Genomic DNA, 13280 nt, shown 5'->3' on the forward strand with positions numbered 1-13280 from the left:
CCCGTTTTCTCTTTTCCTTCTGGAAGGAAAAGAGAAAATGGGGGGTGCAATGAACCAGCCATCGCTGGTATCCAATCCGCCCCGCCCGAAGGGCGAGTAAAGGCCCCCCCCTACTCGGGGTATTCTTCATAAAAATCCGCCAGCATTTCCTCTACGGTCACGCCCAGGGCACGGCAGAGACAGGCCAGCTCATAGTCGNTAACAATGCGGGTGTTGTTTTCAATACGGCTGATTCCCTGCTGATCTATATTTATGTTCATAACTTGTAGCNTTGCAACCAATTGTTCTTGAGAAATTTTTCGCAAATTCCGAAAATAACGGACCCGCCGGGAAATTACATTTTTATTTTCATAGAAATTGATCTTCTTCATAAAAATCCTACATTAATGAAGTGTATTTTTTCTTGACTTTAGCATCTGTATTCCTGTAATATAATGTCACAATGGCGTATTACAGGAGGTAAACAACCTATGGATTTCTATGAATCAATGCTACACAACTTTTCCGAAAAGCTTCGGGCCGCCGTCACGCCCAGCGACGAGGAAAAACAATCCCTCTTGGCGGAGCTGATGCAAAACCGCGCCTGTCAGGCTTTGGAAGACATCCGAAAAGTCCTGGACGATGATCGCCTGGACGATCCAACCTGCTTTTATCGAATCGAGGAGATTGTAAGAATCTACGAAAAAACCGGCTCCAACGGCGGCTCCCGGCATGATTTTTAAAAATCGTGAAATTTAACAAGATCATACAAAAATTTTATACAGCCTTCCCCTTGCATCCCGCCGGAGAATATGCTATACTGAACCTACTCTTGCGGTTAGGAGGAGCTAACTTTGCAGAAACGTACCCATACCCTGCTGGCCCAGACGCTGCTGCGCAGCGGCACGGGCTTTTCCGCCCGGCGCTTTGAGCTGGCCTTCCTCTTCGGGTCCTTTCAGCCGGACGTCAACCCCCTCAGCTATTTGAAGGGCTCCCTGCACTACAACAAGCTCAAGGGCCATAACTACACCAATTCCCGGGCTTACATCAACACCAAGATTTTAAAGCTCCAGCACCGCCGGCGGTGGACCATGTGGCAGTACTATACCCTGGGCAAGCTGACCNACTACCTGNCCGACGCCTATNCATACCCCCACAACCCGGACTACCCCTGCACCATGCTGGACCACCACAACTACGAAACGGACTTCCGCCGCTTTATGCGGGGGTATCTGACCCACCAGCACCTTCGCCGCCAGCAGGCCCGCCGGGACCTTATCGCCGCCCTGGAGGAGCTCCACGAGCAGTACATGGCCACCCGGGCCAGCATGCTCCGGGACGCCAACTATATCCTCAAGGCCACCAGCCTCTTGATGGCCGGGTGCCTCCCCGCCGCCTGACAAGAAAACGGGCCGCCGGGGCTCCGGCACGCGCAGCCCGCAGGGACCGCCCCCCTGGGCGGCCCGTCNTTCGGTTTCTGCTCAAAAACCACAACCGCGCATTTTCTAAAACCTCCGCATTTGTAAAAACTCACAGTTTCCATTTCCCTGGCGTTGTGTTATGCTTTAAACATCTAAAGAGCAAAGGGGAACCCAGCCATGACCGCCATTGCCCGCACCGCTGAATACGGCTATTTCTACTTTAGCTTTACCAGCTTTGGTAAGGCTTNTCGTGGTNTGGCTGAAATCGAGCGTGTGTGAGCTTCCGGCCCTGATGCAGGACCCAGTGTATGAAGCGGCCCGCAGCCAAACCGGCTGCGGGCCTTTTTGCGTTTCCCTGGAAACAAATTTTCATTAGGAGGAATCCGCCATGATTGTCATTTTGAAGCACAACCCCAACCGGGACCAATTGGACAGCCTCATCTCCTGGCTCCAGGNAAAGGGCGTCACCATCCACACCAGCATCGGCGAGGCCAACACCATCCTGGGGCTGGTGGGAGACACCTCCAAGCTGGACATCGACCTCATCGCCGCCCTGGACATCGTCGAGGACGTGAAGCGGGTCCAGGAGCCCTATAAGAACGCAAACCGGAAGTTCCACCCGGAGGATACCGTTANCCCCGTGGGGAACACCCAAATCGGCGGCGGCACGTTGACCATCATGGCGGGCCCCTGCTCCGTGGAGAGCGAGGAGCAGGTGGTGGCCATCGCCAAGGCGGTGAAGGCCAGCGGGGCCACCATGCTCCGGGGCGGGGCCTTCAAGCCCCGGACCTCCCCCTACGCCTTCCAGGGCCTGGGGGCCACGGGCCTGGAGTACTTGAAGACCGCCCGGNAGGAGACGGGGCTTCCCANTGTGACGGAGCTGATGGACGTGACCCAGCTGCCCCTCTTCAAGGACGTGGACGTTATCCAGATCGGGGCCCGGAACATGCAGAACTTCGACCTTTTGAAGGCCGTGGGCCACCAGGACAAGCCCGTCATGNTCAAGCGGGGCATGTCCGCCACGTTCGAGGAGTGGCTGATGAGCGCCGAGTACGTCATGGCCAGCGGAAACGAGCATGTGATTCTCTGCGAGCGGGGCATCCGCACNNTCGAGAGCTACACCCGCAACACCCTGGACCTCTCCGCCATCCCGGTGATGCGCCAGCTCACCCATCTGCCCATCATCGTGGACCCCAGCCACGCCACGGGCAAGTACTGGCTGGTGGAGCCNATGGCCCGGGCCGCCGTGGCGGCGGGAACCGACGGGCTTCAGATTGAGGTTCACAACGACCCGGCCCACGCCCTGTGCGACGGGCCCCAGTCCTTAAAGCCGGAGGTCTTCGACCCCCTGGCGAAGAAGCTTTTGAAGCTCCACGNCGTGATGNGNGNNCTGGACAACGAGTAAGGAGGGCGGGGAATGAACGTCGGCATTGTGGGCCTGGGGCTTATCGGCGGCTCCATGGCGAAAAGCGTCAAGGCCCGGACGGCCCACACCGTCTACGGCGCGGACCTGGACCAGGAGACCATGGCCCTGGCCCGGATGAGCGGGGCCATCGACGGCCCCCTGACGGAGGAGAGCCTGCCCCGGTGCGATTTGCTTCTGGTTGCCATCTGCCCCGGCGCGGCGGTGAAGTGGGTGCGGGACCACGCGGGCCAAATCGCCAAGTCCGCCATCGTGGTGGACCTGTGCGGCGTGAAGCGGGTGGTGGTGGAGGCCCTGGCCCCCCTGGCGGAGGCCCACGGCTTTGCCTACATCGGNGGGCACNCCATGGGGGGNCGGGAGCGGGGCGGCTTCACCGCNTCTTCCGAGGATTTGTATGTGGGAGCCTCCATGATTCTCACCCCGGACAAGCGGACGGACATGCAGCTTCTGGAGACGCTGAAGGCCTTCTTCCTGGATATCGGNTTTGCCGGGCTCACCTTCTCGGACCCGGAGGAGCACGACCGCATCATCGCCTTCACCTCCCAGCNGGCCCACATCACCTCCAGCGCCTATGTAAGATCGCCGGAGGCCCAGCGCCGCCGGGGCTTTTCCGNCGGAAGCTTCCAGGACATGACCCGGGTGGCCCGGCTGGACGAGGACATGTGGACGGAGCTGTTTTTAGATGACGCGGACTATTTGGTGAAGGAGCTGGATATTCTGATTGAGAACCTCACCGCCTATTCCAAGGCCCTGAAATCCGGCGACGGGTCGCGGGTCCGGGCCCTCCTGCGGGAGGGCCGGGAGAAGAAGGCCGCCGCCGGAGGAAATTGAAGGAGGACCGCCCATGCCGGACTATAAAGAGATACGGGTGAACACCGTTCCCGCCTATACGGTCACCATCGGCCCGGGCCTTTTGAAGGACTGCGGCCCGCGGCTGCGGGAGGTGATCCCCCCCTGCCATATGGCGGTGGTCACCGATTCCACCGTGGGGNCGCTGTACCTGGAGACGGTGACGGAGAGCCTGAGCGCGGCGGGCTATGCCGCNGGCACCTTTGAATTCCCCGCCGGGGAGGAGAGCAAGAACGTCTCCACCCTGTCGGACATTTTGGAGTTTTTGGCAAAGGAGCGCCTGACCCGCTCCGACTGCCTTATCGCCCTGGGCGGCGGCGTGGCGGGGGATATGGCGGGCTTTGCCGCCGCCGTGTACCTCCGGGGCATTCGCTATGTGCAGATGCCGACGACCCTGCTCTCCGCCGTGGACTCTTCCGTGGGGGGCAAGACCGCCATTGACCTCCGGGCCGGGAAGAATCTGGCCGGGGCCTTCCTCCAGCCCGCCGCCGTCCTCTGCGGCACGGACTGTTTGAACAGCCTGCCCCCCGCNGTCTTNGCCGGCGGGGCNGCGGAGGCAGTGAANACCGGGGTCCTCTGCGACGAGGGCCTGTTTGCCCTCTTTGAGGACGGCACGCTGAAAGCGGACCCGGCGGAGGTGATCGCCCGGTGCGTGGAATACAAGGCCGGTGTGGTGGAGCGGGACGAGAAGGAGCAGGGGGAGCGGAAGCTCTTGAACCTGGGCCACACCGTGGGCCACGCCATCGAGAAATGCAGCGGGTACTCCATCCCCCACGGCCACGCCGTGGCGGCGGGCCTGGCCGTCATGGCCCGGGCGGCGGAGAGGCTGAACTGGACCAATGGAGCAATTGCGAAGCGAATTTGCGCTTGCCTTGGAAAGCTGAGCCTGCCGGTTTCCACGGATTTTTCCCCCGAGGCCCTGGCGCAGGCGGCGCTTGCNGATAAGAAGCGCTCCGGCGGAAGCATCACCCTGGTGGTTCCAAAGCGCATCGGCCTGTGCGAATTGAAAACCGTGCCCGTGACGGAGCTTTTGCCCGTCATTCGGGCGGGATGGGAGGCGTAGATGGACGTTCAAATCACCCCCCGCCGCCTCTCCGGCGTGGTTACGCCGCCCCCCAGCAAGTCCCTGGCCCACCGCTGGATTCTCGCCGCCGCCCTGGCGGCGGGGACCAGCGTGGTTAAAAACGTGGCCTTCTCCGAGGATATCGAGGCCACCCTCCGCTGCATGGAGGCCCTGGGGGCCTCCTGGGAGGCCGCGGAGGACGGCCTCCGCGTCGCCGGAATCGGCGGCGAGCGCCGCCCCTTCGGGGACCTGCCCCAATTCGACTGCGGGGAATCCGGGTCCACCCTGCGCTTTTTGATTCCCATTGCCCTGACGGTGGACCAGGGGGGCGTGTTCACCGGCCGGGGACGGCTGATGGAGCGGCCCCAGCAGCCCTATTTCGACCTCTTTGACCGGCGGGGGATTTCCTACGCCCTGGAGGGCGGCGCCCTCACCGTCCGGGGGAGCCTGTCCCCCGGGGAGTACCGCCTCCGGGGGGACGTGTCCAGCCAGTTTTTTACAGGCCTTTTGATGGCCCTGCCCCTGCTGGAGGGGCCCAGCGTGGTCATCAGCACCACGAAGCTGGGATCCGCCTCCTACACCTCCATGACCATGGGCGTGCTGGCCCNGTGCGGCGTCCATGTCCGCTGGTCCCCGGCGCTGAANGGCTTTGGCGTCGAGCNGGGNGTCTACGGCCCCTTTGAGGAGACTGTGGAGGCGGACTGGTCCCAGGCGGCCNTTTGGTACGCCGCNATTTCCCTGGGGAGCAACCTGCGGCTCCGGGGCCTTAAGGGCCAGTCGGCCCAGGGGGACGCGGCGGTGGTGGGCCACTATCAAAAGCTGGCCCTTACGGGAGAGGTGAAGATCAACCTCTCCGACTGTCCGGACCTTCTGCCGCCCCTGGCGGTGATGGCCGCCGTCCGCCGGGGGACCACCCGTTTCACCCACGCCGCCCGCCTCCGGCTGAAGGAGAGCGACCGCCTGGCAACCGTGGCCCGGATGCTGAAAGCCCTGGGGGGCGCGGTCAGCGAGGAGGAGGACGGACTGACGGTTTACGGCGTCTCCACCCTCCCCGGCGGTCTGGTGGACGGGGCCAACGACCATCGGATCGTCATGGCCGCCGCCATCGCCGCCACCCGGTGCCAGGGCCCCGTCACCATCCGGGGGGCGGAGGCGGTGAAAAAGTCCTACCCCAATTTCTGGCGGGATTACGAGAACCTGGGAGGTGCGGTCCATGTCCTCTGAGTTTGGAAACATTCTCCGCGTCAGCGTCTTCGGCCAGTCCCACGGGAAGGCCGTCGGCGTGGTGGTGGACGGCCTCCCCGCCGGGGAGGCGATTGACCTGGAGGAGCTCCAGCGCTTCCTGGACCGCCGGAGGCCGGGAACGGGCCCCCTCTCCACCGCCCGGAAGGAGAACGACGTGCCGGAATTCCTCTCCGGCCTGGAGGGGGGAAAGACCTGCGGCGCGCCGCTGTGCGCCGTGATAAAAAACGCGGACCAGCATTCGAAGGACTACGGGGAGCTGGCCGGCAAGCCCCGGCCGGGCCACGCGGATTTCACCGCCTGGGCCAAGTGGGGCGGCCACGCCGACATGCGGGGCGGGGGCCACTTCTCCGGGCGGCTGACGGCGCCCCTGTGCGTTGCCGGAGGGATTGCCAAGCAGATCCTGGCCCGCCGGGGAATTTTCGTGGGGGCCCACCTGGCCTCCGTGGCGGGGATTTGCGACCGGCCCTTCCCCCTGCACCCCACGGCGGCGCTCTTTGAGGAAGTCGCCGCCAAGCCCTTCTCCGTCCTGGACGAGGCGGCGGGGGAGCGGATGCGCGCCTCCATTTTGGAGGCGAAGAACGATTTGGACAGCGTGGGGGGCGTCATCGAGTGCGCCGCCGCCGGCCTGCCCGCCGGGCTGGGAGAGCCCATGTTCGGGGGCGTTGAAAACCGCCTGGCCGCGGCCCTTTTCGGCATTCCCGCCGTGAAGGGCGTGGAGTTTGGCGAGGGCTTCCGGGCGGCGGAGCTTCGGGGCTCGGAGAATAACGACCCCTTTACCGTGGAGGACGGCGAAATCCGGGCGGAGACCAACCGCGCCGGGGGCATTTTAGGCGGCATCACCACGGGGATGCCCCTGGTGTTCCGGGCGGCGGTGAAGCCCACGCCGTCCATTGGGAGGCCCCAGAAAACCGTCCGCCTCTCCGCCATGGAGGCGGCGGAGCTGACCGTTCACGGGCGGCACGACCCCTGCGTTGCCCACCGGGCGGTGCCGGTGGTGGAGGCGGTGACGGCCGCCGTACTTTTGGATATGCTGTTGGAGGGAAATCATGNAACTTTCTGATATCCGCGCCAAGATTGACGCCGTNGACGAGCANCTGCTGAGGNTNTTTTTGGAGCGCATGGACCTGGCGGAGGAAGTCGCCGCCTATAAAAACGAGCACCACCTCCCCATTTTGAACAAGGAGCGGGAGCGGGCGGTGCTGGCCAGGGTGACGGAGAGCGCCGGAAGCCGGGAGCGCTATGCCTACCACCTCTTCTCCACCCTGTTTGAGCTGGCCCGGTCCCGCCAGGCGGAGCTCATCGACGCGCCCACCAAGGTGGGGGCCCAGGTCCGGGCGTGCCTGGAAAACCGGGACCAGCNCTTCCCCCAGACGGGATTGGTCGCCTGTCAGGGCATTGAGGGGGGCAATTCCCAGGCGGCCTGTGACAAGATGTTCCCCCGGGGCGGCATCATGTACGTCAAGACCTTCGACGCGGTGGTCTCCGCCGTGGAGGCGGGCTTTTGCAAGTTCGGCGTGCTGCCCATTGAAAACAGCTCCAACGGCTCCGTCCGGGCGGTGTATGAGCTCTTGCAGGAGCACAGCCTCACCATCGTCCGCTCCACCCGGCTTTGCATCCGCCACGAGCTTTTGGCCCTCCCGGGGGTGAAGATGGAGGAGATTACGGAAATCTACTCCCATCCCCAGGCCATCGGCCAGTGCAGCCGCTTCTTAGACGGCCTCAAGGGGGTCAAGGTCATCCCCTGCGACAACACCGCCGTGGCGGCGAAGCTGGTGGCCGGGTCGGGAAATAAGCACGCCGCCGCCATCTCCTCCCACCCCTGCGCGGCGCTGTACGGCCTGGAGTGCGTCAACGGCCAAATCCAAAACAGCGACAACAACTATACCCGCTTCATCTGCGTGGCCAAGGACCCGGCCATCTACGCCGGAGCCAGCCGGGTCANCCTGATTATCGCCTTTGAGAACAAGCCCGGGGCCCTGTATGAGATGCTCTCCAAGCTGGCGGCCCTGGACATCAACATGACCAAGCTGGAGTCCTGCCCCGTCTCCGGCAGCGACTTCGAGTTCATCTTCTTCATCGANCTGGAGGCNGACCTCCGGGACCCCAGCGTCCGGGCCTGCCTGGAGGAGATGGAGCGCAGCTGCGCCCGGTTCCACTTCCTGGGGAACTACGCGGAAGTATGAGCGAAAAGTGTTACGGCCTTCTGGGCCGCTGCCTGGGCCACAGCTGGTCCGTTCCCATCCACAAGGCCCTGGGCCGCGAGGGCTACCGCCTCTTTGAGCTGGAGCCCGAGCAGCTGGGGGATTTTCTCCGCCGGGAGGACGTCGGCGGGCTGAACGTCACGATTCCCTACAAGCGGGACGTGATGNGATTCTGCGACGCGATCGACCCGGCGGCGGAGGCCATTGGAAGCGTAAACACCCTGGTCCGCCGGGACGGGAAGCTCTGGGGCTATAACACGGACATCGACGGCTTTTTGTACATGCTCCGCCGGGCGGACATATCCCTGGCGGGGAAAAAGGTGGTCATTTTAGGCAGCGGCGGGGCCTCCCTCACCGCCCAGGCGGCGGCGAAGAGGGAGGGAGCCCGGGAGATCGCGGTGGTCTCCCGCTCCGGGCCGGACAATTATGAAACCCTGCCGGACCGCCACGGCGGCGCGGAGGTCCTCATCAACACCACCCCCGTGGGCATGTGGCCCCATATGGACGGGGCCCCTGTGGNCCTGCNCCGCCTTCCGNNCNNGACGGACGNTGCGGACNTGANNTACAACCCCGGACGGACGGACCTTCTTTTAGAGGCGGAGGCGCTGGGCCTGCGCCATGCCGGGGGCCTTTCCATGCTGGTCCATCAGGCCAAGCGGGCGGAGGAGCTGTTTTTTGATAAGCCCATCCCCGACGGGGAGACGGAGGCCATCACCGCCCGGCTTTGGCGGGAGATGACGAACCTCGTGCTGGTGGGGATGCCCGGCAGCGGCAAGACCNCCGTGGGCAAGCTCCTGGCGNAGCGGTCCGGGAAATCCTTCGTGGACCTGGACGGGGAAATCGCCCGCCGGGCGGGCATGTCCATCCCGGAGATGTTCGCCTCCCAGGGAGAGGGCCCTTTCCGGCAGCTGGAGCATGAGGTTTTAACGGAGGCCTGCGCCAAGAGCGGGCAGATCATCGCAACCGGCGGCGGAGCCGTCCTCCGTGAGGAGAACCGGGCCGCCATGCGCCGCACGGGCCGGGTGTACCGCCTCCGGCGGAGGCTGGAGGACCTGCCCACCGAGGGCCGCCCCCTCTCCCAGGCCGGGAGGCTGGAGGAGATGGAGCGCCNCCGGGACCNNCTGTACGCGGCGGCGGCGGACCGGGAGATTTGGAACGTCAACAGCCCGGGGGAAGCCGCCGGAGAANTTTGGAGGGATTTTTATGAGTGAGAAAAAGAAGCGCATCCTGGTGATCAACGGCCCCAACATGAATTTGCTGGGCATCCGCCANCCGGAAATNTACGGCAANACGGNCTACGTGGATCTGGAGAATATGATCACCGCCGAGNCGGAAACGCTGGGGGTAACGGNCTCCTTCTTCCAGTCCAACCACGAGGGGGATTTGGTGGACGCCATCCAGCAGGCCTACTTCGACAAGGTGGACGGCATCCTGATTAACCCCGGAGCCTACACCCACACCAGCATTGCCCTGCTGGACGCGGTGAAGTCCGTGGGCATCCCCACGGTGGAGGTCCATATTTCAGACCCCGACGCCCGGGAGGAATTCCGCCACGTCTCCTACATCCGGGACGCCTGCATCGGCAGCATCCGGGGCCGGGGCGTCCAGGGCTATCTGGCGGGCCTGAAGCTCCTGGCGGAATAAGCGCGAGCATGGAAAAGAGGCTCAGCCGCAAAGCGGCTGAGCCTCTTTCTATGGACCGTGGGACCGTTACGCCTTGCAGCCGCAGGGNGAGCAGGGCCCGCAGGACCCGCCGNCGGNGCAGGAGATGGTGGGGTCGCAGGTAGACATGCTCACGTCGTAGCGCACGGGGATGGTGACGCAGACCCGCTGGGTGACGGTGATGGTGCTGGAGGTTCCGCAGGGGTCGGTCGTGCAGTTTACCACCGGCACGCCCTGGCAGGCAACCGTAACGGTGCCCAGGGAGGCGGTGGGGACCAGGGTCACCGGCGCGGTGACGTCCACGCATTGGGTCACGATTTTATTGCAGCCGCTGTCCTCTCCCGGGCAGGGGAGAATGGCCGCGTGCTCATAGGCCTCGTTGATNCGCAAAGGGAATCCCTCGTTTCCTGGAAATTGGTCCCGGCTTTCCGGGGACCTAGCCCATTCTATGCGGCGGGGCCGTCCGCCGTCCCGGCGCTTTTGGTAAAAATCCCGCTTCCGTTCCGGGACGGGCCGTGTTATACTGGTTGCATATAACGAACAGAAAGAGAAAGGCGGGGCCCGATATGGACGACCACTTGGACGAAAAGCAGGAACAAAAATTCCGCCAGATNACCGAGACTCCCGTCAGCCGCCTGATCTGCCGGCTGGCCCTTCCCTGCATCATCAGTATGCTGGTTACCTCCTTCTACAACATGGCGGACACCTTCTTCGTGGGCATGCTGAAAAGCAACAGCGCCACCGGGGCGGTGGGGGTGGTCTTCTCCCTCATGGCCATCATCCAGGCGGTGGGCTTTTTCTTTGGCCACGGCAGCGGCAACTTCATCTCCCGGGAGCTGGGGAAGCAGAACTTTGAGGAGGCCAGCAATATGGCCGCCACCGGCTTTTTCTCCGCCCTGGCGGCGGGGACGGCGATCTGCGTTCTGGGCCAGCTCTTTTTGGAGCCTCTGGCCATGCTCCTGGGCTCCACCGCCACCATCCTGCCCTATACGAAGGCCTACCTCCGGGTCATCCTCTTCGGGGCCCCCTGGATGACCTCCTCCCTGGTGCTGAACAACCAGCTGCGCTACCAAGGGTCGGCGGCCTATGCCATGGTGGGCATCGCCAGCGGCGCGGTGCTGAACATCGGCCTGGACCCCCTGCTGATTTTCAACTTCGGTTTGGGCGTGGCCGGGGCGGCCTGGGCCACCATCATCAGCCAGTTTGTCAGCTTCTGCCTCCTTCTGGCGGGCTGCTCCAAGGGGGGCAACCTCCACATCCACATCTCCCGGGTTCAGCTGAAGCTCCCCTATTATGTCCAGATTGTCCGGGGGGGCCTCCCCTCTTTGGCGAGGCAGGGCCTTGCCAGCGTGGCCGCCATCTGCCTGAACCGGGCCGCCGGGCCCTACGGCGACGCGGCTATCGCCGCCATGGGGGTGGTCCAGCGGATCATGATGTTCGGCGGGTCCGCCATGATTGGCTTTGGCCAGGGCTTCCAGCCCGTCTGCGGCTTCAACTACGGCGCGAAGCTCTACCACCGGGTCAAGCAGGGCTTCTGGTTCTGCGTAAAGGCCTCCTTCGGCTTTCTTTTGGCGGTCAGCGCCCTGGGCTTTGCTTTCGCGCCCCGGCTCGTCGCCCTGTTCCGGGACGACCGGTCGGTCATTGAAATCGGCGCCATGGCCCTGCGCTTCCAGTGCGCCACCTTATGCCTTTCCAGTTGGATTGTCATGAGCAACATGATGCTCCAAACCATTGGCAAAACCGCCGGGGCCACCTTCATTGCCATGTCCCGCCAGGGGATCTTCTTCATCCCCCTGGTGTACGTCCTGTCCCGCTCCCTGGGCCTGCTGGGAGTGGAGATGACCCAATCGGCGGCGGACGTGCTGACCCTCCTGTGCGCCGTGCCCATCCAGCTCCGGGCCCTGCGGGAGATGGACGCGCTGGAGAGCGCCCAATCACCCCCATAAAAAGCACAAAGGGGGGGCGTCCAGCCAGACGCCCCCCTAATCGTTTCCCCCGTCCCCCGTAAAAAATCACCCGCGAATCCAGCGGAGCGAATCGCGGGTGAAAGCGAAGGAATTCCCCGTCCGGCGGAGCTTTCCGCCCCGAAGGGCGGGAAGCGCAGCGGTAAGGGGAATTCCTGAGCTGGTGCGCCTGAAGGGACTCGAACCCACACGCTGAAAGCACGAGAACCTAAATCTCGCATGTCTACCAATTCCATCACAGGCGCGCAGAAAACCGTGATTGATTATACCACACCCCCCCGCTCCCGTCCAGTCCCTTTTTTGCCCTTGCGCTTTTCCCCGTTCCGTTGTAAAATACCCCCATCACAACAACGAAAAGAGGGCCTCCCTATGCCGACACCCCGCGCCGCCGTTATTCACGACCTCTCCGGCTTTGGCCGCTGCTCCCTCACCGAGGTCATCCCCATCCTCTCCGTCATGGGCGTCCAGTGCTGCCCCCTGCCCACCGCCTTCCNCTCCACCCACACCGGGGGCTTCACCGGCTTCACCTTTCTGGACATGACGGAGGAGCTGCCCAAGGTGGCGGAGCACTGGAAGTCCCTAAACCTCCGGTTCGACGCCATCTACAGCGGCTTTTTGGGCAGCGAACGNCAGATCGGCATCGTGGCGGATTTCATCCGGACCTTCCGGGGGCCGGACACCCTGGTGGTGGTGGACCCGGTTATGGGGGACGACGGAAAGCCCTATCAGACCTACACCCCCGCCATGTGCGCCGGGATGGCCCACCTGGCGGAGCTGGCGGACGTGATTACCCNCAACCTCACGGAGGCCGCCTTTTTGCTGAACCGGGACTATGGGGNCCTCCTGGACGGAGGCCGGGCCCTTCACGACGAGGGGGCCCTCCGGCGTCTTGCGGAGGAGCTGAGCCTGGGGGGAAGGCGCTCCGTGGCCCTCACCGGGGCGGCGCTGTCCCCGGGGCAGACCGGGGCCATGTGCTTCGACGCCCGGACCGGGAGGGCGGAGGCGGTTCAAACGGAGTTTGTGGCCCATCCCCTCCACGGCACCGGGGACGTGTTTGCCAGCGTCCTTACCGNCGCGCTGCTGCGGGGGGATTCCCTCCGGGACGCGGCGGCGCTGGNGGTGGAGTTCATCCACGATTGTGCCGTGCGGACGGTGGAGCAGGACCTTTCCCTTCGGGAAGGGGTGGATTTTGAGCCCCTGCTGGGGAAGCTGATTGGCAGATAAAAGGACGCTCAGAGCTTTTGCTCTGAGCGTCCTTTTTATCAGAGGCGGGAAATTGGGTTTCCAAAGGCTTACGCCGCGGGAATCACCAGGACCTGTCCGACCCGCAGGTCGTTGGGGTTCTTAATGGCATCCTTGTTGGCGTTGTAGATGACCTGCCACTGACGGCCGGTGCCGTAGGCTTCCTGGGCGATGCTCCACAGGCAGTCGCCGGACTTGACCACATAGTCGCCCTCTGCCACGGTGGGGGCG

General features: G+C 63.9%; 14 protein-coding genes and 1 tRNA gene. 12 read left to right on the plus strand and 3 right to left on the minus strand.

Translation table 11 applies throughout. The features are described 5' to 3' along the window. Positions 1-110 precede the first annotated feature (110 nt). Complete coding sequence (locus JX325_RS07050) at positions 111-371, minus strand: helix-turn-helix domain-containing protein (protein WP_204790445.1); 261 nt, start codon at positions 369-371, stop codon at positions 111-113. A gap of 99 nt (positions 372-470) precedes the next feature. Between JX325_RS07050 and JX325_RS07055 the strand changes: the two genes are divergently transcribed. From JX325_RS07055 to JX325_RS07100, 11 genes are all read left to right on the plus strand, one after another. Further along, on the plus strand, positions 471-722 hold the full coding sequence (locus tag JX325_RS07055) for a hypothetical protein (RefSeq protein ID WP_204790446.1): 252 nt from the start codon (positions 471-473) through the stop codon (positions 720-722). A 111-nt stretch (positions 723-833) separates the two neighbouring features. Next, positions 834-1379, plus strand: coding sequence for a zinc dependent phospholipase C family protein (locus JX325_RS07060; protein WP_204790447.1), 546 nt, complete (start codon positions 834-836; stop codon positions 1377-1379). A gap of 409 nt (positions 1380-1788) precedes the next feature. After that, complete coding sequence (gene aroF / locus JX325_RS07065; protein WP_204790448.1) at positions 1789-2805, plus strand: 3-deoxy-7-phosphoheptulonate synthase; 1017 nt, start codon at positions 1789-1791, stop codon at positions 2803-2805. A gap of 12 nt (positions 2806-2817) precedes the next feature. Next, positions 2818-3654 carry a prephenate dehydrogenase gene (locus tag JX325_RS07070; RefSeq protein WP_204790449.1) on the plus strand — a complete coding sequence of 279 codons (837 nt, stop codon included), beginning with the start codon at positions 2818-2820 and terminating at the stop codon, positions 3652-3654. A 13-nt stretch (positions 3655-3667) separates the two neighbouring features. After that, positions 3668-4735 (plus strand): 3-dehydroquinate synthase, encoded by a 1068-nt coding sequence (gene aroB / locus JX325_RS07075; RefSeq protein WP_204790450.1) that lies wholly within the window; start codon positions 3668-3670, stop codon positions 4733-4735. Further along, on the plus strand, positions 4736-5959 hold the full coding sequence (locus JX325_RS07080) for a 3-phosphoshikimate 1-carboxyvinyltransferase (RefSeq protein WP_204790451.1): 1224 nt from the start codon (positions 4736-4738) through the stop codon (positions 5957-5959). Next, positions 5949-7040, plus strand: coding sequence for a chorismate synthase (gene aroC / locus JX325_RS07085; protein ID WP_204790452.1), 1092 nt, complete (start codon positions 5949-5951; stop codon positions 7038-7040). The genes JX325_RS07080 and aroC overlap by 11 nt, the downstream gene beginning before the upstream one ends. After that, on the plus strand, positions 7027-8163 hold the full coding sequence (locus tag JX325_RS18015; RefSeq protein ID WP_243413967.1) for a bifunctional chorismate mutase/prephenate dehydratase: 1137 nt from the start codon (positions 7027-7029) through the stop codon (positions 8161-8163). The genes aroC and JX325_RS18015 overlap by 14 nt, the downstream gene beginning before the upstream one ends. Then, on the plus strand, positions 8160-9392 hold the full coding sequence (locus tag JX325_RS07090; RefSeq protein ID WP_204790453.1) for a shikimate kinase: 1233 nt from the start codon (positions 8160-8162) through the stop codon (positions 9390-9392). Before JX325_RS18015 ends, JX325_RS07090 begins: the two co-directional genes overlap by 4 nt. Further along, on the plus strand, positions 9385-9825 hold the full coding sequence (gene aroQ / locus JX325_RS07095) for a type II 3-dehydroquinate dehydratase (RefSeq protein WP_204790454.1): 441 nt from the start codon (positions 9385-9387) through the stop codon (positions 9823-9825). Before JX325_RS07090 ends, aroQ begins: the two co-directional genes overlap by 8 nt. 584 nt (positions 9826-10409) lie before the next feature. Next, positions 10410-11789 carry an MATE family efflux transporter gene (locus tag JX325_RS07100; RefSeq protein WP_204790455.1) on the plus strand — a complete coding sequence of 460 codons (1380 nt, stop codon included), beginning with the start codon at positions 10410-10412 and terminating at the stop codon, positions 11787-11789. Positions 11790-11968: 179 nt separating this feature from the next. Here the strand turns inward: JX325_RS07100 and JX325_RS07105 are convergent. Continuing rightward, positions 11969-12052: transfer RNA gene (locus tag JX325_RS07105), tRNA-Leu, on the minus strand. Between the two features lie 124 nt (positions 12053-12176). On the opposite strand from JX325_RS07105, the gene JX325_RS07110 reads away from it, so the two are divergent. After that, positions 12177-13031, plus strand: coding sequence for a pyridoxamine kinase (locus JX325_RS07110; RefSeq protein ID WP_204790456.1), 855 nt, complete (start codon positions 12177-12179; stop codon positions 13029-13031). A 68-nt stretch (positions 13032-13099) separates the two neighbouring features. On the opposite strand, the gene JX325_RS07115 is transcribed toward JX325_RS07110, so the two are convergent. Further along, positions 13100-13280, minus strand: a 181-nt coding sequence (locus tag JX325_RS07115) for a LysM peptidoglycan-binding domain-containing protein (RefSeq protein WP_204790457.1), incomplete at its 5' end; no start/stop codon positions are given.

The sequence above is a fragment of the Oscillibacter sp. CU971 genome (assembly GCF_905219725.1).
Lineage (GTDB): Bacteria > Bacillota > Clostridia > Oscillospirales > Oscillospiraceae > Oscillibacter.